We start from the raw sequence: 18078 nt of genomic DNA on the forward strand, positions 1-18078 counted from the left end.
CACTCTTCGGCTCGGGTCCGGGCCAGGCTCAGATCACCAGCTCCACGCCGTTCTGGCGGACGTTCTTGAGGACGAGGTCGTCGACGTATTCGACGACGTTGGGCTGGCGGGTGGCGCCGAAGTCGATGTCGGTCAGGGTTATCCCCCTGATGTGGTCGTCCGCGTAGCCGCGGAGGTTCAGCGCCCGGGTCGCGGTCCCCACGATGACGTTGCGGACGTCGATGTCGCCGACGATCGGGGTGAAGCCATGGCCGGGACCCTCCTCATAGAAGAAGTTGATGTCAATCACGGACCCGCCGACCTCCCCGATGGTCAGGTCGCGGGCATGAAAGGCCTCGATGAAGCCACCGCGAACGCTGTTGGTCTTGAACCGCAGCGCGATGTTGAGGTTGGGGCTGGACATCTCACAGTCCCGCACGAAAACGTTGCGGGCACCGCCGGACATCTCGCTGCCGATCGTCACGCCGCCGTGGCCGTCGCGCATCGTGCAGCCCTCGATGAGGATGTCCTCGCTCGGCACGTTGACGCGCCGACCGTCGGCGTTCCGCCCCGACTTGATCGCGATGCAGTCGTCTCCCGTGTCGAAGGTGCAGTCACGGATGACGACCATGCGGCTGGACTCCGGGTTGCAGCCGTCGTTGTTCGGCCCGTGCGAGTTGACCGTTACACCCTGCACGAGCACGTTCTCGGACAGCACCGGATGCATCTCCCACATCGGTGACCCGACGATGGTGACTCCCTCGATGAGGACGTTGCGGCAGCGGTAAGGCTCGACGAAGGACGGCCGCAGGTAGGCGCCGTCGCCGAACACCCGTTGCTCGACGGGAACTCCCTGCTCGGCCTGCGCGAACAGCGCATTCCTGGCCTCGGTCTGCCGCGGGTCACCCGGCTTCCAGCCGAACTTGGCCGCACCGCACCAGGGCCACCAGTTCTCCATGTCGGCCTGGCCATCGAGGACGCCAGAGCCGGTGACGGCGATGTTCTCCTGCTCGTACGCGTAGATCAGCGGCGAGTAGTTGTAGAGTTCGACCCCCTCGAACCGGGTCAGCACGGCGGGCAGATAGTCGGCGGGGCGCCGGCTGAACAGCACCACCGCGTCGGCGGTGACGTGCAGGTTGACGTTGCTCAGCAGGTGAATCGGACCGGTCAGCCACCGACCGGCTGGCACGACCACGTGGCCGCCGCCTGCGGCGTGGCAGGTCTGGATGGCCCGCTTGATCGCTTCGGTGCAGTGGGTGACGCCGTCGCCAACGGCGCCGAACTGCCGGATGTCGTACGAGCGGTCGAGGAAGTGGGGGCGGCGCACCTTGCCGCTGATGTACTCGGCCCGGGCCCACGGGTTGCCCGGCGGCAACGGGGACGCCGCGGCGCTGCCGGACGGCAGCGCATAGGCCGCCAGCCCCACGGCGCCGATGCTGCGGAGAAACGTGCGGCGGCTCGGTTGGCTCGGCATGGGAAGCCTCCTCGATTGGTTGACCAAGGCGTGGGTAAACCTTTTCCTTGGTTGTCGTCGTTTCCCTTACTCGGCAAGACCCTTCAAGAGCGGAGCGAGCGCTGCCCAGACGAGCTGCGGGGCTTCGTGCCTCACAACGCGGGCACGAGTCCCTCCCAGCGCACCACCCGGCATGGTGCCGGCAGCCCGGCCGCCGCCCCGTTGGTCGCCAGTGCTCTCCAGCCCCGGGGCGGGCGTGCGCGCCTAGCCGGTGCCCGGCTTCCGGCGCAATGGCGCAGGACGACACGTCGGGCAATCCTGCGAGTCAGAGTATCGAGCCATCGAAGCGAGTCGCTAGTACCTGACCGGATGTGGCCAAATCCCTTCCTCTGTCCGGCTTCTCCGGCCATCCGCCGCAGAACTGAGCCGCGTCGACTCCCACGTACGTTCCAGTTCCGCCGCGCAGCAGACGGCGTCCTAGCGACCAAAGATCGTTAGCGCCGTCCGCGCTGCGCCACGTACAGGTCCTCGACCGACGGTGCTGACCCGTGGGCGGCGAGCAGCGATTCCAGGTCGCCGGAGAAATCGCGGGTCAGCCCGCTGCTGGTGTACTCGACGCCCTGCACGCCCACCGTGAGGCTGCGCGGCGCCACGTCGGCGATCGTGACCGCGTACTGGCGGCCGTTGGTGATGCGGACGTTCCAGTGGGTCATCCGGGCGCCGAAGAGGGGACCCGACGCGGCGGAGCCACCGACCCGCCCGTTGTTCTCGAGCGTGATGTTGGTCCGGGCGTTCTCGAAGGGCATTGCCCGGTGGGAGTCGAAGGTCCCCTCGGCCATGCGGCCGCCTCGGTAGACGTTTCCGGCCGACAGTCCCTCCAGGTTGAGCCCGTGATGGATGGCGTCTGAGGGAACGGGGACGGTGAACCGTTCGATCTCGAAGTCTTCCACGAGGTTGTCGTTGGACTGCATGCGGCAGGCGAAGCTGTGGTGGGCGGCGCGTCCGCCGACGGTGACTCCCGTGATGGTGATCGACTTGGCGGAGGTGAGTCCGAAACCGAGGTCGCAGTTCTCCACGCGGACATCCCGCGCCCAGCAGTCATGGACCGCCTGGAAGCACACCCCGTTCGAGCCCGGATGCCTGTTGTGCGCGGTCTGCGGGACGAGTTCGTTCCTGATCGTGAGGTGCTCGACGCCGGCGTCGTGGACGGTGGGGCCGACGGCGCGCAGGCGGGCCGGCCATCCAGGCCGGAGGTCGTACTTGAGTGGCTGGGCCAGCCGGACGGTCCGCTCGCCGAGCACCGCTTCGACCCGCACCGGCCACTGCAGGGTCGCGTACTGCACGTACTGCCCGCCGGATCCGGTGACGAGTTGGGGCGCCCCGCGTAGCCAGTCGTAGTACCGGGTGCCGGGGACGTCGCCGGCGAGGTGCTTCAGCAGGCTCGCGTCTGCCGGGTTCTGGCACTCGAGGACGAGCATGTCTCCGGGAGTCAGCCGGCTCGTGGTGGACACCAGGAGGGTCCGCTGACCGCGGGAGGCGACGCCGACCTCGGCGAGCACGTCACCGAGCAGCCACCCTTCGGTTCCTGCGTAGTCCTCGGCCTCGGAGCGGGCGCGGCGCTCGGGCGAGACGAACCAGATCTGGCCGCCGGTCCAGGACCAGCGGCTGTTTCCGTTGGGCTGGCGGTTCGGCCGGTAGCCGTCCTCGAGGTGGCGGGTGAAGTGCAGCACGGTGGAGTCGCGGCCTGCCCCGCGCAGCACTACTGAAGACCAGTGCATCCAGACCGGCCCGGACAGCGTGTAGGTCCCCGGCGGTACGAGGACGACTCCCCCGCCGCGCTCGCCGGCGTGGCGCACGGCGGCGTTGAATGCCGCCGTGCAGTCCGTCCCGTCGGGGCGGGCGCCGAAGTCGGTGACCTTGGCGATGACCGGGGGCGTCGGCGGGCGCTCGCCGAGCCGGTAGCCGGCGGCGGACACGTCCGGCAGCAGCGGGTGGCAGCCGGGGGCCTCCCGCCACTGTTGCAGGAGTTCGGTGGAGGCGTCCCCCGATGGCCCGGCGGTCTCCACCGCCGCCGCCGGCGCCGGCCGAGCGGTGCCGGCGAGTGTCGTGGCGGCGGTGGCTGCCCCCAGGCCGAACAGCCCTCGTCGGGTAATGGCGGGACGGCTGATCTGCGGCATGGCAACTCCTCCGCGCGTACGGGTGAAACCGTTTGCGGTGCGAGGTTCACGACACCAAAGGGTTGGCCGCCGGTCAATGCGTTACGAGACTGAAACTTGTTTCAATACCGATCTTCCTCCGCGCGGTCGTCGGTCCGCAGGCGGGCAGAAGTTGCCAATGGAGGGAACGGCGAGCAACTGCGCGACTCACCCGACACCGCGGAAGCGCTGTCGGCGCTGTTCACAGAAAAGATCAACGTCATCGACGCCCGAATGGCCGAACTCGCCGCCCTGCGGGACGACCTCGCCGCGCGGATCGGCACGGGGTGCCCCTTGCGCGCGGCCGGCCAGGCCGGGCCCTAGGCGGGCCTGCCATCAGCTGTCCGGGCCGCCGGGACAGTTGCAGTGCTCCCCTGACGCTAAGAAATCTAACAGGGATCTTGGCGTGGCACCATCGGGCACACGACCGACTGCGCAGGTCAGGGGCCATGGCTATGTTCGTCCGATGCCTACCGGAAAGATCACCGCGGCTGCGGCGGGTACGTGGACGCTCGGCGACTTGACCGTCAACCGGATCGGCTTCGGCGCGATGCGACTGACGGGCAGCGCCGCCTTCAACCTCGGCACGCCAAGCGACCGCGACCGGGTCATCGGTGTGCTGCGCCGGGCGGTCGAGTTGGGGGTGAACCACATCGACACCGCGGCGTTCTACTTCTCCTCGCTGCGCTCGGCCAATGAGCTGATCAACCGGGCGCTGGCGCCGTACCCCGACGATCTGGTCATCACCACGAAGGTCGGCCCCGGCCGGGATCCGTCGGGCGATTGGCTGCCCCTGGCCCGGCCGGATCAGCTACGTGGGCAGGTCGAGGAGAACCTGCGCCAGCTCGGCCGCGACCAGCTGGACGTGGTGAACCTGCGCCAGCACGGCCTCGACTCGATCGCCGAACATTTCGGTGCGCTTGCCGAGCTGCGCGACGCCGGCCTGATCCGGCACCTGGGCATCTCCAATGTCCGCCCGCAGCATCTCGCTCAGGCCCAGGCGATCGCCCCCGTCGTGTGTGTGCAGAACGCGTACGGCATCGACAATCGCACCAGCGACGAAACCCTCCGCGCGTGTGGCGAGCAGGGCGTCGCGTTCGTGCCGTTCTTCGCGCTCGCCGGTAAGGGACGGGAGGCCGGCGGCGTCGCCGACAACGGCACGGTCCTCGCCGTCGCACGCGCACACGGCGCCACGCCCGCCCAGGTCCGGATCGCCTGGACGCTGAGTCGCGGGCCGCACGTCTTGGCCATCCCGGGAACGGGCAACCCGGATCACCTGGTCGAGAACGTGGCCGCCGGCGCGCTTCGCCTGTCCGCGGACGAACTGGCCAGCCTCGAATAGCGCCACGCCGGTCGACCCCGCCGAGGTCGCCGACCTGGTCGAGCAGCATGCGAAGCGCATGAAACCAGCAGGGCCAAATGCCGGTATATCAGACCGGCAGGCTGACCGATTAACCGAAGGTCATAGGCGTTTCACCTGGCCACGGCCATCAACCATCCAGCCGAGTGTGCGCTGAGAATTGCTCGCCATATCATCACTCAACCCAAGATCGGGTGACCCCCTCACCCTCTTTTCGGAAGGCCCGGAATGAATTCCAGGTTGGGCAGACATGCCCTCATCGTCAGCACAGCGACCAGTGTCCTTGCGGCGCTCGGTGCGGTCCTCGCGCCGAGCGCGGCGGCAGCCGAAGGTCCCAACCTCAGCTATGTCGTCAACGCCGTCGGCAAGGCGCAGACGACGGATGCCGCCGCAGCGGTCACCGAGGCCGGCGGCCAGGTGATGGTCTCGTACGCGCAGATCGGCGTGGTCATCGCCCGCTCCACCGATCCTGCGTTCGCCCAGAAGGTGAAGGCGGTCGCGCACGGCGGCGCCGTCCTCTCCGCGGGCGCCACCCGGACCGCCGCCCTGCCCGCCATGGCGGAGGACACGGAGGAAGTCGACGCCTACGTGCCGGACGCCCTGGAGAACGCGACCCGGCAGAGCGACATGATCCTGATCGGTGCACGGGCGGCCCACGAGGTCAACCTCGGCAGCTCGACCGTCACCGTCGGCGTTCTCGACGACGGGATCGACGCCAACCACCAGGACCTCGCCCCGGTGGTGGATCAGTCAAAGTCGGTGAACTGCGTCGGCACCGGCGCCCCGGACACCACCCCCGGCGCGTGGCGCCCCAGCAGTCTCACCGCCGACTACCACGGAACGCACGTGGCCGGCACGATCGCCTCGGCGAAGAACAACGTCGGCATCGTCGGCGTCGCGCCCGGCGTGAAGCTGGCCGCCATCAAGGTCGTCAACTCCTCCGGCTTCATCTACCCGGAGTACGCGATCTGCGGCTTCATCTGGGCGGCCGAGCACGACATCCAGGTCACGAACAACAGCTACTACATCGACCCGTGGCTGTACTGGTGTGAGAGCCAGGCCGACCAGGCTCCGGTCGTCGAGGCGGTCCGTCGGGCCGTGAACTACACCACCGATCGCGGCATCCTCAACGTCGCCGCGGCAGGCAACGAGAACCAGGACCTCGCCAACAAGACGGTCGACACCACCAGCCCGGACGACACCACCCCGGTCCGGCGCACCCTCGACCCGAGCTGCCTCGACCTGCCGTCGGAGCTGCCCAACGTGGTGTCGGTGTCGTCGACCACCCAGCCCACCGCCCCGGCGAACGCGGTCGGGCCCTGGTACCCGGGCCTGACCACGCAGCCGGCGCGCTCGTCGTTCTCCAGCTTCGGGCTCGGGGTCGTGGACGTGGCCGCGCCCGGGTCGAGCATCTACTCCACCTCGCCCTCGACCGGGGTGGCCAGCTACCGCACGCTGTCCGGCACCTCGATGGCCTCGCCGCACGTGGCCGGCGTCGCTGCGCTGCTGGTCTCCAAGCACCCCGGCGCTACCCCCGACTACATCGCCGAGTTGCTGCGCAAGCAGGCCATTCCGCTCGCCTGCCCCACCTCCGGCACCGACTACACGCAGGGCCGGTGCAAGGTCGACCCGAACAACCCGAAGGTCAACGGCTTCTTCGGGTACGGCCTGGTCAACGCCTACAAGGCGGTCACCGAGGACGAGGACGTCACGCCGCCCACCGTCACGGCCACCGGGGTCAGCCAGGGTGAGCAGATCACCCTCGGCACCACGGTCACGCCGGCCTGCTCGACCACCGACAGCGACAGCGGGGTCGCTGCGCCCGCCGCCCTGTCCGTCACCGGCGGTCCGAGCGTCGGGTTCTTCACCGCGACCTGCTCCGGCGGTCGGGACCGTGCCGGCAACAAGGCCGGCCCGGTCAGCGTCACCTACCAGGTCGTCTACGACTGGCAGCCCTTCGGTTCGCCGGTCAGCGCCGACAAGGTCAACGTCGTGAAGGCCGGCAGCGCCGTCCCGGTCAAGTTCGGTCTCGGTGGCGATCAGGGGCTCGCCGTTCTCGCGTCGGGCTTCCCCGAGCTGCACGCCACGACGTGCAACACCTCGGCCGCGCAGGAGGTGGTCCAGCAGACCGTCACGGCGGGCGCGAGCACGCTGACCTACGACCCGGTCACCAAGCAGTACCAGTACGTCTGGAAGACCGACAAGTCGCTGGCGAAGACGTGTGGACGCCTTGAGGTCACGCTGATCGACGGCACGACCCACTCGGCGAACTTCCAGTTCAACTAGCGCTCGCCGTAGGCGGTGGCGGTCCGCGGCTCCGGCCCCGGACCGCCACTGCGTGGACAGGTTGCCCGGCCACCGCCCGGGGTCGGGGGTACCGGCGGTCAGCGGTCCACGTGGTTGCGCCATGAGTGCTGAGGCTCGTAGCCCAGCACCCGCCGTGCCTTGTCGATGCCGAGCAGGGTCTCATGCTCGCCGAGTTCCTTGCGGACCTCCACACCCGGGTAGACCTCGGCCATCAGGCTGACACTGGACCTGCTCATGACCGTGTCGGCGTTGGCGATGATGAAGACGTCGGCGCCGGGCTGGTCGTGGGCGAGGGCCCGCTCGACCGCCTGGGCACCGTCACGGGCGTCGATGTAGCCCCACAGGTTCCACCGGCGCAGCCGGGGGTCGGCGTCGAAGGACGGGAACCGCGCGTAGTCCTCGACGTCCATGACGTTGGAGAACCGCAGGCCCACCATGACCATCTCGGGGTCCCACCGGCAGAAGTGCCGCGCCATCTCCTCCTCGAGCGCCTTGTTCAGCGAGTAGGTCGACTCCGGGCGCGGCGGATACTCCTCGTCGAGCGGCGCGTACGGCGGCGGGGTGTCGAACGGCAGCCCGAGCACGGTCTCGCTCGACGCCCACACCACCCGCTTGATCCCTGCCGCCCTGGCCGCGGCGAAGACGTTGTACGTCGCGGCGGAGTTGTTCGCGAAGGTGGCCGCGTTGGACAGCAGCCCGGGGGCCGGCACCGCTGCCAGGTGCACGACGGCGTCGACCCTGCCGACGTGCTCGTCGGCGCCGCCGGTGAAAGCCTCCACCACCTGCCCGTAGTCGGTGAGGTCGACGAGCAGGAACTCGCCGTCGACCTCGCGGGGGTCGCGCCCGGCGGCGCGGTCCACGGCCAGCACGTCGACGCCCACGGCGCGCAGGTGCGCGACCACGGCGCGACCGAGTTTGCCGCTGGCCCCGGTGACGACAACGCGCCCGGGGAGTGCGGCTTCCGGATCGGTCATGGTCACATCCTTTCCTGCGGTAGGCCGTGCCGCGCACGAGGGTGCGGCCCGCTCGGCTCCAGCGGTGCGGCGGTGGCGGATGGCGTCACGGTGTGCCTCGGTGACTGCCTGGACGCCGGCAGCCGCGCCGACGTCATCGGGCGAGGGTGGGCAGGGTGATGGTGAAGGTGGTGCCGACGTCGACCTGGCTGGCGACCGTGATGGTGCCGGCGTGGTCGGTGACGATCTGCCGGGCGATCGCGAGCCCGAGCCCGCCGCCACCGGTGTGCCGCCCGCGGGCCGGGTCGGCCCGCCAGAACCGATCGAAGATGTGCGGCAGCGCCGAGGGTTCGATGCCGGTGCCGGTGTCGACGACCCGGATCACGGCGACCCCGTCGGTCCGGCCGGCGTGCAGGGCGACGCTGCCGCCGGACGCGGTCGCCCGTACCGCGTTCGTGATCAGGTTGCCGAGGACCTGCCGCAGCCGGTCCGGGTCGGCGTTCACCACCGCCGGCCCGGCCGGCGCGTCCGAGGCGGCCGGCTGGGCGGCCGGTGCGACGTGGACGCTCAGGGCCACCCCGGCGGCCTCGGCTCGTGCCCGGTGCGTGGTCCGGCAGGTCTCCAGGAGTTCGGCGACGTCGACCGCCACCCGGTGGTAGGTGAGTCTCCCCGCCTCGGCGAGCGCCAGGTCCTGCAGATCGTCGACGATCCGCTGCTGGAGCACGGCCTCCTCGTGCAGGGAGGCGAAGAGTTCCGGGTCGGGGGCGATCACCCCGTCGGCGAGCGCTTCGAGGTAGCCGCGCAGGTTGGCCAGCGGGGTGCGTAGTTCGTGAGCCACGTCGGCGACGAGCCGCCGTTGTCGTTCCTCACCGCGTTGCAGTGAGTCGGCCATCCGGTTGAACGAGCGCCCGAGGTTGGCCAGTTCGTCGTTGCCCTGCACCGGGACCCGGCTGTTCAGGTCTCCCCGGCCGAGGTGCTGGGCCACGGTAGTCAGGGTCCGGATCGGACGCAGCACCCGATGGCTCAACACGGCGGTGCCCAGGATGACCACGAGCGCCACGCCGGCCGCGGCGGCGAGCAGTGGACCGGTCGCCACCGGGCGCACTGCCTCCCCACGGGCACCGAAATAGATCCGGACCGGCACGGGCGTCACGTCACGGATCCCCTCGGTGAACGCGCCGGCGAGACAGCGCAGCTGGTCCTCGCGGGTCGCTGCATCGGCGGGCGGGCGCTGTGCATCGGCGGGCACGGGGATTCTCTCGGTCCTGTCCGTGGAGGCCGTGCCGCAGGCCTTCACCTGCCTGGTCGCCTCGGCGTCGTCAGCGGCGACGGCGACGCTGTCGCAGTTCGCCATGATCTCTCTGAGGTCCGGTTGCCCCGGCGACACGGGCGCGAACTGCGGCAGACCGAGGTAGCCGGACGAGCGCTCCAGCGGGACTCCGCCGGCCGTCAGGCAGGCCGCGTACCGGGCGGTGTGGCGGTATTCGGCGATCGCCATGGCGGTGGTCTTCGTGGCATCGGGGCCGGCGACGGTCAGCGGCAAGGTCGGCCGGGGATCGACGATGGCGCTGCTGCTGCCGAGCGGACGGGCCGAGCGGCCTTCCTCGGTGTCGGTGTCGACCAGCACCTCACCGGACTCGGTCACCACGTGGATCCGCTGGCCGGTCCTGGATCGCAGATCCCGTACCAGGTCGACCACCCCGGTCCACGTCCCGTGTTCCTGGCCGTACCGGGTCAGCTGTCCGGTGACCAGGTCGACCTGTGTCTGGTCGGCCGCCGCCGAGTCGAGAACCTGCTGGGACGCCTGGCGCAGGGTCAGCCAGGCGGTCGCCACGGTCGCGGTCACCGCGACGAGGACGACCAGCAGCAGTAGTCGCAGCCGGAAACTCACGGCCGGCGACCCGCCGACTGCCGAACCGACGAGCCGCCGAGGTCGGCCGACCCCGGCCGGGGAGCCGCGAGCCGGTAGCCGCGGCCGAAGACGGTCTGCACGTAGCGTGGTGCCGCGGGATCGGTCTCGATCTTGCGGCGAAGGTTCATCACGTGCGCGTCGACCGTACGCTCCAGCACGAAATGGTCGAAGCCGAACGCTCGATCGATGATCTGGGTCCGGGTGAACGCTCGTCCCGGCTCTCCAGCGAGCACCTCGAGAATGCCGAACTCCTTGGCGGTCAGCGTGACCGGCCGACCCGCCACCCGTACCTCGAATCGGCCCGGGTCGACCTCCAGGTCGCCCACCTGCAGCACCGCCTGGGTTCCCGCGGTGACGACACCGGCCCGCCGGAGCAGGGCCCGCACCCGGGCGGTGAGCTCGCGCGGGCTGTACGGCTTGGTGATGTAGTCGTCGGCGCCGATGTCGAGGCCGAGCAGGACGTCGTCCTCCGTGGTACGGGCGGTCAGCAACAGGATGGCCACGTCCGATTCGGCGCGTAGGATCCGGCACACGTCGAGTCCGTCGATGACCGGCATCATCACGTCGAGGACCACCAGGTCTGGACGGCGGCTCCGGGCCTGGTCGAGCGCGCTGCGCCCGTCGCTGACCACCAGCACGGTGTGTCCCTCGCGCTCGAGGTAGAGCTGAATCAGGTTGGCCTGCTTGGGATCGTCCTCGGCGACCAGAATCCGTCCGCCCATGTCGCTCCATCCTGATCGGGCCCGGGGGTGGCCGGCACGTCACGGCGAGCCGGCCACCTTGTCGTCACTGACGGTGACGATGTCCGGGGTGGTTCGTGAGGTCCGACGCGCGGCCCTCGTCGCAGAGGGTAGCCATGCCGGCGGCTTCAGCGGAGCCAGGGGATCCTCCGGTCGAGCAGCCCGCGATGCTTGAGTTCCTGGCGCAGGGGGATGTCGTCGTCCACGTGCCCGTCCCAGTTGATGCCCCAGTAGTTGGCCGTGTGCTTCCCGTCGCCCAGCAACTGGCGTTGCACCGGCGTACGGGCCGCCCACCACGGCCCCTCCCGGTCGACGTGCAGGTCGTCGAGCGGCCGGATCCAGCGGTACGTGTAGCCGACGAAGAGCATCTTGCGGGTGATCGCAGAGCGGTTCGTCGATCGGGAGTGCCAGAGCCGGCGGTCGAAGACGAACGCGTCGCCCGGCTCGGCGGTGATCTCCACCGTGCCCGCGGGATCCGGATGGTGCGCCGACACGTCGTCGGGTCGAGGCAGGCTGTTCCGCACCTGGCTGCCTGGGATGATCTTCGTGGCGCCGCGACCCGTCTCGGTGAGGTCGGACAGCACGTAGGCCACCTTGAGCGAGAACATCGGCCGGGGCACCGCCGGATCCAGCGTCTCCGGGTCGGAATTCTGCCGATAACCGTCCTGGTGCCACCCCCAGTACGGGCGCTCCGGCTCCCGCGCCGGCGGTGTCACGTCCAGATGGTGGTGATGCGTATAGATGTTCCAGCCGAGCAACCCCCACACATAGGGAAACGTCACGGGATGAGTGAGCAGGTCACCGAAAAGGTGGTCGCGCTCGAGGAAACCCAGCAGGTGCAGGGAACCGTCCGGGCCGGTGTTGCCGGTGGCGGTCGCCCGCCCGTGGATCCGGTCCACCGCCTGCTCAAGTGCCGCCCGGTGTTCCTCGGTCAGCACGCCACGCAGCAGCAGAAAGCCCTGCTCGTGGAACTCCTTGCGGTCGACGTCGCTGATCGGCTCGTACCCCGTCCGGCCGTCGTATTCATACATCGGGCGATCTCCATCGGCGTGATTCCTGTCGTGGTGATCAGGAGCTAACCGGCCGGGTGTGAAGAAGCTGTGCGATTCGCATGGGTAACGGATGCGCCCCTTGCCGACGGGTCCGCACCGAGGAACGATCCGTCTGCAGCGGCTGCCCGACCGAACTTGATCGTGCGCCGACAGCAGCGACACCGACATCAGCGCGCCGTGGCACACGCCGGCCTGCCACCCGGGGGGACATAACCAGATGCTCGACTCCGCGACGACCCAGGTGATCAAAGCGGTCCCGCCCCAACCGGCGAACCAGGGGCGCCGACGCGGTCACCGGTTGCTGATCAGCGGCCTGCTGGCCCTGCTCCTCGCCGCCACCGCGCTGGTCGCGGTCTCGCCGCTGCGCCGCCCACTGCCCGCCCCGACGATCACCCGGACCCTGCCCGCGTCGACCACCATCCCCGGCAAGGCACCGAAGGTGCCATGGCCGAAGACCGGGCAGGCGGCCCTCTCGGTCGAGGGGGTCGGCTCGCTCGGCACCTCAGGCGGGCGCAAGCCGGTGCCGATCGCGAGCGTGACCAAGGTGATGACGGCCTACGTCATCCTGACCGAACACCCCCTCGACCGGGGCGAGCAGGGCCCGACGCTCACCGTCACCGCGCAGCAGGCCGCCGCGTACCCGAAGGAGCAGGCGCGCGGCGAGTCCCTCGTGCCGGTCGTCGCGGGCGCGGTCTTCACCGAACGCCAGGCGCTGCAGGCGCTGCTGCTCCCCTCGGCGAACAACATGGCGCGGATCCTCGCCGCCTGGGACGCCGGCAGCATCCAGGCATTCATCGCCAAGATGAACGACACCGCCGCGGCGCTCGGCATGACCGGCACCCACTACACCGACCCGTCCGGGTACGACCCGGGCACCGTCAGCACCGCCGTCGACCAGGTGATCCTGGCCCGCAAGGCGATGGAACTGCCGGCGTTCGCGGAGATCGTGGCGCAGAAGACCGCCACCCTGCCGGTCGCCGGCACCGTACGCAACTACAACTCCCTGGTCGGCAAGGACGGCGTCGTGGGGATCAAGACCGGCTCCACCGACCAGGCCGGCGGCTGCCTGGTCTTCGCCGCCGTCGTCAAGGTGGGCGGCCGGAACTTCACCATCGTGGGCGCCGTCCTCGGGCAGCCCGGCGCCCACACCCCCGAGCAACTGGACCGGGTGTTCCGGGCGACCCGACCGCTGGTCCGCACCGCCGCCACGGCGATCGCGGTACACCCCGTCATCCGGGCCGGCGATCAGGTCGCCACCGTCCGCGGCCCGCTCGACGGCGGCACGACGCTCACCGCCGTGCAGGACCTGACCGTGGTGGGCTGGCCCGGCATGCGGGTACGGCTGGACGTCGACATCCCGGCCGTGCCGGCACGGCTGCCGGCCGAGACCGAACACGGCCGGGTCACCGCGGTCGCCGGCGCGGGTACCCCGATCGCCACCCCGCTGCGCACCGGAGCCGGGCTGGAGCCGCCGAGCACCTGGGACCGGATCCGACAGCACCGCTGAGCCCGCGCCCGGCACCGGCGCACCCGTGGGCGGACACGCCGCACTAGCGTGGGTGCCGGTGGCGCATCAGGACGGAGCTGGCACGTGCGGACCGAGCAGGGCGGAGAGCCGTCGGTGACGGAGTTGCTCACCGCAGCGCGTGCCGGCGACGGGGATGCCTTCGGCCGGCTCGTCGGGCCGATGCGCGACGAGTTGCGGGCGCACTGTTACCGGATGCTCGGTTCGGTTCATGACGCGGAGGATGCCGTCCAGGACGCGCTGGACCGGGCTTGGCGCAGCCTGCAGCGGTTCGAGCACCACGGATCGATCCGGCCATGGCTGTACAAGATCGCGACGAACCGGTCGTTGACGCTCGTCGAGCGCAGGGGGCGGCGGGAGCTGCCCGCGGATCTGAGCTCCGAGGGTGCGCCGCTGGCGGAACGGGCGTGGCTCGAACCGTACCCGGATCAGCTGATGGGCTGGACCGCACGGCTGAGCCCGGAGGACCGCGTGCTCGCGCGGGAGAGCGTCGAGCTGGCGTTCGTCGCCGCCCTGCAGCACCTGTCGCCTCGGCAGCGAGCCGTCCTGCTGCTCCGCGAGGTGCTCGGTTACTCCGCCGCCGAGGCGGCCGAGCTGTTGGACACCACGGTCGCCGCGGTCAACAGCGCCCTGCAGCGAGCCCGGAAGGTGCTCGCCGACCTGCTGCCGCAGACCAGTCAGCGACAGAGCCTGGACGCGCTGGGCGACGCGACGCAGCGGGAGGTGGTCAAGCGGTATCTGACCGCGTGGGAGGCCGGCGACGTCGACGCCATCGTGGCGATGCTGACCGAGGACGCACGGTACTCGATGCCACCGCTGAGCACCTGGTACGAGGGCCGGGACGCCGTCCGCGAGTTCCTGGTCGAGGCGGTGCTCCAGCATCGCTGGCGCTTCCGGCCGGTGCGGGCCAACGGGCAGCTCGCGTTCGGCACCTACCGATGGGACGACGAGCGCCTCGCGTACGTCCCGGCCGGCCTGGACCTGCTCACGCTGCGTGGTGGCCGGGTGGCCGAGGTGGTCTCGTTCCTGGACGCCCACTTTCCCACCTTCGGCCTGCCGGCACAGTTGGCCGAGAAAGTCTGACGGCGCGCGATGAGTTTCCGGGCCGGCTCGGGTTGTAGTCCTGACGGACACACCAAACCGAGAGGGCCCCACGGAGCATGCCTACCGACGAGGAACAGATCCGCACCCTGATCGAGCGCTGGGCCGACGCGGTCCACCGCGGTGACCTCAACGCCGTCCTTGCCGACCACGCCAAGGACATCGTGATGTTCGACGTGCCGCCACCGCAGCAGGGCGTCCGCGGCCTGGACGCCTACCGGGAAACCTGGCCGCCGTTCTTCCAGTGGCAGGCCCAGGGCGCCTCGTTCGAGATCGAGTCGCTGGACATCACCGCCGGCGACGAGGTTGCCTTCGCGTACGCGCTGCTGCGCTGCGGCACCCCGGACGAGTTCGCCCACGATCCCGACAACCGGCTCCGGCTGACGCTAGGCCTCCGCAAGCAGGACGGCCGGTGGGTCGTCGCCCACGAGCACCACTCCTTCCCACTCACCGACCCGGCCCCCGCTGACGTCCACCCCGACCGGCGCGACGACGCCGCCGAGCAGGACCTGCGCCGGCTGCACCAGCGGTGGTTCGACCGCACCGCCGCGAAGGACCTCGACGGCCTGATGGCGGGCATCGCCGACGACGTCATCTCCTACGAACACGACCATCCGCTGCAGCACGTCGGCGTGCAGGCGGTACGCGAGGTCTGCAAGGCCGGCCTCGACGCCGCCGGCGACGGCAGCGTCACCTGGCAGGTGCCCGACCTGAAGATCCTGGTCAACGGCGATCTGGCGGTCGCCTGGGGTCTCAACCAGGTCCGGGTGACGCCGACCGACGGCCAGACCGCCGACAGTTGGTCGCGCGGAACCCGGATCTTCGAACGGCGAGACGGCGCCTGGTTGATGATCCACCAGCACCTGTCGTACCCCTACGACCCGTCCACCGGCCAAGCGCGGACCGACCTGCATCCGTAGTCCTCGTTCCCCGCGCCGATCGTTGCTCCCGACGGATGTGGCTCAGGTGGGGACGGCCGGTCCGGCAGGTGCCGTGACCGGGCCGTCCCCCGGCCCGGGGGGAACGTGCTCCGCCGACCCTGCGTCGGCCGCCCGGGCGGGGGCCGCCGCCGGCAGCCGACGGACGTCCCGGCTGGCCAACATGCCGAGTACGGCGAGCACCACCAACGCCGCGAGGATCAGCAGCGTGTCGCGGGGGCCGATCACCGCGGCGATCGGTCCGACCGCCACCTGGCCGAGTGGGATGGCGACGAAGGAGCCCAACATGTCGTACGAGTAGACGCGGGCCAGCCGTTCGGCGGGGATGTGCTGCGCGATCGAGGTGTCCCAGGCGACCGCGAACTGTTCCACGGCGATGCCGACGGCCACGCCGGCGGCCAGCAGCACGGCGACGGTCGGCGCCAGGGCCAGCGCCAACAGCAGGAACGACTCGGCGAACATGCAGGCCACCCCGAGCAGCAGCAGCCGGCGTACCCGGATCCGCAGGGCGACCAGCCCGCCGACGACCATTCCGGCGGTCTCCGCGGCCAGCACCACCCCCCAGGCGCTGCGGCCGATCGTCGCATCGGCGACGGCCGGGCCCAGCACGTTCACGCCGCCGGCGAGGGCCGCATTGAGGATCATGAAGCCGAGCACCACCACCCAGACCCAGGTCCGCGCGGTGAACTCGGTCCATCCCTCACGGAGGTCGGCGACGATGCTCGTGCCACTGGTCCGTGCCCTCGGGGCGGCGACCCGGACTCCGGTGAAGGCGACGGCCGCGATGGCGAAGGTGAGCGCGTCGATGGCGAGGCCCCAGCCGGGGCCGACGGCGGCCACCAGGAGCCCGCCGAGCGCGGCGCCTCCGATCATGCCCGCGTTCATGCCGAGCCGGATGATCGCGTTGGCCGGCTGGATCATGTCCGGCGGCACGGTCTGCGGCGTCGCGGCGGCCGAGGCCGGCTGGGCCAGCGCGCTCACGACGCCGTTGGCCGCGCTGAGCGCCAGCAACAGCGGGATCGTCGCCGTACCGGTGAGCACCAGAGCGGCCACCGCCGCCTGGGTCGACGCGCCGAGCAGATTGGAGCCGACCAGCACCACCCGGCGCGGAATCCGGTCGGCTACCACCCCGCCGAAGAGCACGAACAGCACGTTCAGCAGCGACCGTGCGCCAACCACCAGGCCCAGGTCGCGCACCGAGCCGGTCAGATCGAGCACGGCGAAGGCCAGCGCGATGGGAGCAACCCCGTTGCCCAGCATGTTCACCAGGCGGCCGGTCGCGAGGTAGCGGAACGCGGCGAACCGCAGCGGAGCGAACATCACGCTCCCATCCCGGACAGGTTTGGTGTCACAGATGACGGACGCGGCACCGGCCCACTCAACCACTTCGGGGCGTGGTGCCGCGTCCCGCAACCGGCGTGATCTTCGTCCGGTCGCGCGGTCAGCGGGTGCGCGGCGGGGTGAGCCGGTAGGCGCCGCGGGGATCCCAGCCGGCCTGCCAGCCGGCCGCAAGCGCCTCCTGCAGCACAGCGCCGACGGCGTGCTGCCAGGCGCTGGCCGCGGCCGGGTCGTCGCGGCGCAGCGCGGAGATGTCGGCCGGCACCGCGACCAGCGCGGCGGGAGCGGCGGCCCAGGCCGGGTCGAGCACCGGCAGCCCGTCCGGGGCGGCGGCGACCGCCCACACCGGTGTGGCGGCGCCGTCGGCGGGTACGGCGGGCGTGCCGGTGAGGTGCCAGGCGACGAGCAACCGGTCGTAGGGCAGTGGGGTGTGGCTGTCGGCGTCGCGGAGACCCTCGTAGCCGGGCAGGAACGCCTCCACGGTCGCGCCGAGCCGGCGCAGGTTGAGGTTGGCGTTGACCGCGGCCATGGCGTCGAACGTCCAGCGGATCTCGGTGACGCCCCGGTCGATCGCCCAGGCCCGCTGGGCGAGCTTCAGCGCGACCGACACGCCGCGGCCGCGGGCGGTGGGCAACACCGCCATCGGGCCGGACTGCACCAGCGGCTGGCCGTTGGCGGTCCACCCCGGCAACGCGAGCACCACGCCGACGGGGATCTCGTTGTCCCAGGCCAGCAGCATCGGAGCGCCGGCGGCGAGCAGGTTGCGCAGCAGGCTTGGTGGATAGAAGTGGTGTCCGGCGCCCGGGGCGAAGACCCCGTCGAGGACGCTGACGGCGGCGGCGACGTCGACGTGCGTGTCGACCGGGCGGATGTCGACGCCGGCGCGGGCGGCGGCCGACGTGGCTGGATCGGTCGGCTCCGGCGCGGGCGTGGTGAGGGCCGCGACCGGATCGGCCAGCGGGTCGGGGGCGAACACCTGCCGGGTCGCGGCCTCGACCAGCTCGGTGATCGCGGCGGCGGCCTGCACCGGATCGTCGGCGAGCACCTGCGGGCCCTCGGCGGGCAGCAGTTCGGCGATGACGTCGCCGATGACGGCCTCGGGCACGTCGGCGGGCAGGACGTCGGCGACGATCTCGGCCAGCGGACCGGCGACGGGGTCGGTGACGGGCTCGGACACGGCGGCCTGCCTTCGGCGTGCGTACGGGATGGGGTGGCGACGCCGGTG

At 70.9% G+C, this 18078-nt stretch carries 14 protein-coding genes; 6 read left to right on the plus strand and 8 right to left on the minus strand.

Translation table 11 applies throughout. The features are described 5' to 3' along the window. Positions 1–28: 28 nt before the first annotated feature. Positions 29–1453, minus strand: a complete 1425-nt coding sequence (locus tag ABZ783_RS28865; RefSeq protein ID WP_357443576.1) for a glycoside hydrolase family 28 protein — start codon at positions 1451–1453, stop codon at positions 29–31. Between the two features lie 473 nt (positions 1454–1926). Then, entirely contained in the window at positions 1927–3609 is a 1683-nt protein-coding gene (locus ABZ783_RS28870; protein ID WP_357443578.1) for a glycosyl hydrolase family 28-related protein, read from the minus strand. Positions 3610–3705: 96 nt separating this feature from the next. Between ABZ783_RS28870 and ABZ783_RS28875 the strand changes: the two genes are divergently transcribed. The 3 genes from ABZ783_RS28875 to ABZ783_RS28885 all read left to right on the plus strand — a co-directional run bounded on the left by ABZ783_RS28875 (position 3706) and on the right by ABZ783_RS28885 (position 7273). Next, complete coding sequence (locus tag ABZ783_RS28875) at positions 3706–3951, plus strand: hypothetical protein (RefSeq protein ID WP_357443580.1); 246 nt, start codon at positions 3706–3708, stop codon at positions 3949–3951. A gap of 142 nt (positions 3952–4093) precedes the next feature. Then, entirely contained in the window at positions 4094–4969 is an 876-nt protein-coding gene (locus tag ABZ783_RS28880) for an oxidoreductase (protein WP_357443582.1), read from the plus strand. 258 nt (positions 4970–5227) lie between these two features. After that, complete coding sequence (locus ABZ783_RS28885; RefSeq protein ID WP_357443584.1) at positions 5228–7273, plus strand: S8 family serine peptidase; 2046 nt, start codon at positions 5228–5230, stop codon at positions 7271–7273. 98 nt (positions 7274–7371) lie between these two features. Here the strand turns inward: ABZ783_RS28885 and ABZ783_RS28890 are convergent, their stop codons facing one another. From ABZ783_RS28890 to ABZ783_RS28905, 4 genes are all read right to left on the minus strand, one after another. Further along, on the minus strand, positions 7372–8268 hold the full coding sequence (locus ABZ783_RS28890) for an NAD(P)-dependent oxidoreductase (RefSeq protein WP_357443586.1): 897 nt from the start codon (positions 8266–8268) through the stop codon (positions 7372–7374). 133 nt (positions 8269–8401) lie between these two features. Then, the gene (locus tag ABZ783_RS28895; protein WP_357443588.1) at positions 8402–10138 is read right to left on the minus strand and encodes an ATP-binding protein; all 1737 of its coding nucleotides are present in this window, start codon (positions 10136–10138) and stop codon (positions 8402–8404) included. Then, positions 10135–10881 (minus strand): response regulator transcription factor, encoded by a 747-nt coding sequence (locus tag ABZ783_RS28900; protein WP_357443590.1) that lies wholly within the window; start codon positions 10879–10881, stop codon positions 10135–10137. The genes ABZ783_RS28895 and ABZ783_RS28900 overlap by 4 nt, the downstream gene beginning before the upstream one ends. A gap of 146 nt (positions 10882–11027) precedes the next feature. Continuing rightward, positions 11028–11930, minus strand: a complete 903-nt coding sequence (locus tag ABZ783_RS28905) for a phytanoyl-CoA dioxygenase family protein (RefSeq protein WP_357443592.1) — start codon at positions 11928–11930, stop codon at positions 11028–11030. Between the two features lie 238 nt (positions 11931–12168). On the opposite strand from ABZ783_RS28905, the gene ABZ783_RS28910 reads away from it, so the two are divergent. The 3 genes from ABZ783_RS28910 to ABZ783_RS28920 all read left to right on the plus strand — a co-directional run bounded on the left by ABZ783_RS28910 (position 12169) and on the right by ABZ783_RS28920 (position 15497). Next, positions 12169–13458, plus strand: coding sequence for a D-alanyl-D-alanine carboxypeptidase (locus tag ABZ783_RS28910; RefSeq protein ID WP_357443594.1), 1290 nt, complete (start codon positions 12169–12171; stop codon positions 13456–13458). A gap of 84 nt (positions 13459–13542) precedes the next feature. Continuing rightward, positions 13543–14559, plus strand: coding sequence for a sigma-70 family RNA polymerase sigma factor (locus ABZ783_RS28915; protein ID WP_357443596.1), 1017 nt, complete (start codon positions 13543–13545; stop codon positions 14557–14559). Positions 14560–14636: 77 nt separating this feature from the next. Then, entirely contained in the window at positions 14637–15497 is an 861-nt protein-coding gene (locus ABZ783_RS28920; protein WP_357443598.1) for an SgcJ/EcaC family oxidoreductase, read from the plus strand. A 42-nt stretch (positions 15498–15539) separates the two neighbouring features. Here ABZ783_RS28920 and ABZ783_RS28925 read toward each other — a convergent pair whose 3' ends face one another. Both ABZ783_RS28925 and ABZ783_RS28930 read right to left on the minus strand, forming a co-directional pair. Beyond that, positions 15540–16835, minus strand: coding sequence for an MFS transporter (locus ABZ783_RS28925; RefSeq protein WP_357443686.1), 1296 nt, complete (start codon positions 16833–16835; stop codon positions 15540–15542). A gap of 121 nt (positions 16836–16956) precedes the next feature. Continuing rightward, positions 16957–18030, minus strand: a complete 1074-nt coding sequence (locus tag ABZ783_RS28930) for a hypothetical protein (RefSeq protein ID WP_357443600.1) — start codon at positions 18028–18030, stop codon at positions 16957–16959. Positions 18031–18078: the final 48 nt, after the last annotated feature.

It is taken from the genome of Micromonospora sp. NPDC047738 (assembly GCF_040642675.1).
Taxonomy (GTDB): domain Bacteria; phylum Actinomycetota; class Actinomycetes; order Mycobacteriales; family Micromonosporaceae; genus Micromonospora.

Bases quoted from the DNA above. Each gene is read 5' to 3' on its own strand.
- ABZ783_RS28865 (WP_357443576.1), bottom strand. From the start codon at position 1,453: ATGCCGAGCCAACCGAGCCGCCGCACGTTTCTCCGCAGCATCGGCGCC.
- ABZ783_RS28870 (WP_357443578.1), bottom strand. From the start codon at position 3,609: ATGCCGCAGATCAGCCGTCCCGCCATTACCCGACGAGGGCTGTTCGGC.
- ABZ783_RS28880 (WP_357443582.1), top strand. From the start codon at position 4,094: ATGCCTACCGGAAAGATCACCGCGGCTGCGGCGGGTACGTGGACGCTC.
- ABZ783_RS28890 (WP_357443586.1), bottom strand. From the start codon at position 8,268: ATGACCGATCCGGAAGCCGCACTCCCCGGGCGCGTTGTCGTCACCGGG.
- ABZ783_RS28900 (WP_357443590.1), bottom strand. From the start codon at position 10,881: ATGGGCGGACGGATTCTGGTCGCCGAGGACGATCCCAAGCAGGCCAAC.
- ABZ783_RS28905 (WP_357443592.1), bottom strand. From the start codon at position 11,930: ATGTATGAATACGACGGCCGGACGGGGTACGAGCCGATCAGCGACGTC.
- ABZ783_RS28910 (WP_357443594.1), top strand. From the start codon at position 12,169: ATGCTCGACTCCGCGACGACCCAGGTGATCAAAGCGGTCCCGCCCCAA.
- ABZ783_RS28920 (WP_357443598.1), top strand. From the start codon at position 14,637: ATGCCTACCGACGAGGAACAGATCCGCACCCTGATCGAGCGCTGGGCC.
- ABZ783_RS28925 (WP_357443686.1), bottom strand. From the start codon at position 16,835: ATGTTCGCTCCGCTGCGGTTCGCCGCGTTCCGCTACCTCGCGACCGGC.